Source organism: Acinetobacter sp. YH12140, from assembly GCF_013418475.1.
Taxonomy (GTDB): domain Bacteria; phylum Pseudomonadota; class Gammaproteobacteria; order Pseudomonadales; family Moraxellaceae; genus Acinetobacter; species Acinetobacter amyesii.
In genome coordinates this window covers 1-2,331 of the sequence record NZ_VPBZ01000035.1, presented here as the reverse complement: position 1 = coordinate 2,331, position 2,331 = coordinate 1, and the positions used below count along the sequence as shown (strand labels likewise).

2 protein-coding genes and 1 pseudogene are annotated in these 2,331 nt (G+C 56.5%); 2 read left to right on the top strand and 1 reads right to left on the bottom strand.

Annotated features, from left to right (window positions below; all coding sequences use genetic code 11):
- Positions 1 to 248 precede the first annotated feature (248 nt).
- Positions 249 to 641, bottom strand: a complete 393-nt coding sequence (locus FTU75_RS18160; protein ID WP_052928019.1) for a TraK family protein — start codon at positions 639 to 641, stop codon at positions 249 to 251.
- Between the two features lie 329 nt (positions 642 to 970).
- Here FTU75_RS18160 and traJ point away from each other — a divergent pair, with 329 nt between their 5' ends.
- Entirely contained in the window at positions 971 to 1,345 is a 375-nt protein-coding gene (traJ, locus tag FTU75_RS18155) for a conjugal transfer transcriptional regulator TraJ (protein ID WP_033472343.1), read from the top strand.
- Positions 1,342 to 2,217 (top strand): annotated as a pseudogene (gene traI / locus FTU75_RS18150) (TraI/MobA(P) family conjugative relaxase); the annotation flags it as partial. The gene traJ and the pseudogene traI, both read left to right, overlap by 4 nt.
- Positions 2,218 to 2,331 lie beyond the last annotated feature (114 nt).

The following is a 2,331-nucleotide window of genomic DNA, read 5'->3' as shown; positions in this document are numbered from 1 at the left end:
GCATGTTCCGCGTCCTTGCAATACTGTGTTTACATACAGTCTATCGCTTAGCGGAAAGTTCTTTTACCCTCAGCCGAAATGCCTGCCGTTGCTAGACATTGCCAGCCAGTGCCCGTCACTCCCACTCAAATGTTAATAGGCCGCCTCTATGAAGGGGGCTGTTTTCGGGGTCGATTTCCAGGGGTTCATTGACACTTGAGGGGCGGGCTATGCCTTCCCTCTTGGCGTCCAATCCGCCCCTTGGGGCGTCAAATCAAGTCCGCTTTGTTCGGGCTGGGGTTGAAGTTGAAGCTGGGAATCTCCCCCGGCTTATGGCTGGCTGATGGTACTGGTTTGGGTGTCGCTGGGGTGGCTTTCTTGGGGGCCGGTTGGGAGGATGCCGGCGGTCTTGCGGTGGCCTTTTCAGGCTCGCCTGGCGACCGAATCAGACTGTTCACATAGCTGATAAAAGCATCATATCCGAAGCTGATTTTCCCTTCATCGTGCAGCGTTTTCCAGATGGCTTTTACCGGCCAGCCATCGGTCAAAGCCTCTTTTATGTCGTCGCGCTGGGCCAGGAAAGCCGCCCGATTCTGTCCTGAACGGGTGGGCTTTTGGGTCTGCATTTGCGCTGCAATGCGCTCTGTAAGCCGTTTAGTCATGCCGATTCTACCGCCTTTTATATGTCGATTTATCCGCGATTTAATGCCGATTCTATCGCTATTAAAGCGATTGTAAGGCGACTAAAGCCAGATTGCACGCCTTATGCGTGGAATCGGCTTGTGTTTGTCGATAAAACGGGTTATAGCCGGTAAATGGTAGTGATGTTAAAGTGGTGGTGAAGCGGGCAGGATGTGTGAAGTAGGCCCACCATGCAAGCATGGTGTTCCTCTTCACTTCCCCTTATTCGCACCTGCGGCGCTCAACGGGAATCCTGCCCTGCGGGGCCATCGGCGGACGCCGGAATAAGAGAACCAGGAGGACGCCAAAGATGGAGGCGACAGAGCAGAAGGTAACGAGAAAAAGCAGCACGCCGATCAAGGTGTATTGCCTGCCGGAAGAGCGGGCCGCCATTGAGGCCAACGCACAAGCGGCTGGCTTGAGTACGTCTGCTTTTTTGCTGGCCGTGGGGCAGGGTTACGCCGTCCAGGGCGTGACCGATTACGAGAACGTGCGCGAGCTGGTGCGGGTCAATGGCGACCTGGGCCGCCTCGGTGGTCTGCTGAAATTGTGGCTGACCGACGATGCCCGAACGGCCCGGTTCAGCGCTGAAACTGTCTTGGGCCTGCTGGCCCGGATTGAGGCCAACCAGGACGAAATGAGCCGATTGATGGAATCTATTGTGCGACCCAGGGCAGCATCATGATTGCCAAGCATGTTGCCATGCGTTCCCTGGGCAAATCAGACTTTGCCGACCTGGCTAAATACATCACCGACGCACAGAGCAAAGACCACCGGCTGGGCCATGTTCAGGTCACGAATTGCGAGGCGCATTCAGTGCGCGATGCCATCACCGAAGTGCTGGCCACCCAGCACATGAACACCAGGGCCAAGGGCGATAAGACCTATCACCTGATTGTCAGTTTTCGCGCCGGCGAGAATCCCGATGCCGACACCTTGAAGGCGATAGAGGAACGGATTTGCCAAGGGCTAGGGTTTGGTGAGCATCAGCGTATCAGCGCCGTGCATAACGACACCGACAACCTGCACATCCACATTGCCATCAACAAGATTCACCCGACCAGGCACACGATGCACGAACCGTACTATCCGCACCTGGCGCTGGCCGACTTGTGCGAGACGCTGGAACGGGACTATGGCCTGGAGGCAGACAATCACCGGCCGCAGCAGCGCGGGGCGGCATCGAGGGCCGCCGACATGGAGCGCCATGCCGGCGTGGAAAGTCTGGTGGGCTGGATCAAGCGCGAATGCCTGGACGACATTAAAGCCGCGCAGTCCTGGACGGAGCTGCACCAGGTCATGCGTGATAACGGCCTGGAGATTACGCCAAGGGGTAACGGGTTGGTGATCCGGGCCGATGACGGCACGATGGTCAAGCCCAGCACCCTGTCCCGCGATCTGTCCAAGCCTGCCCTGGAAAAGCGGCTGGGAGCCTTTGAGGCGTCACCGGATCAGCAGGAGAAGCCGCCCAGGCGGCAGTATCAAAAGAAGCCGGTACGGTCACGCGCTGACACCACCGAGCTTTATGCCAGGTACAAAGTTTTTTATCGCCAACTTATCAATGATAAATAAAAGTCACATCTATGTCAAAATCACTTATAACCGCACTCATTGTTGTCGCGCTTGATGCGATTGGTTTGGGATTAATCATGCCGGTGGTTCCGGCTTTAT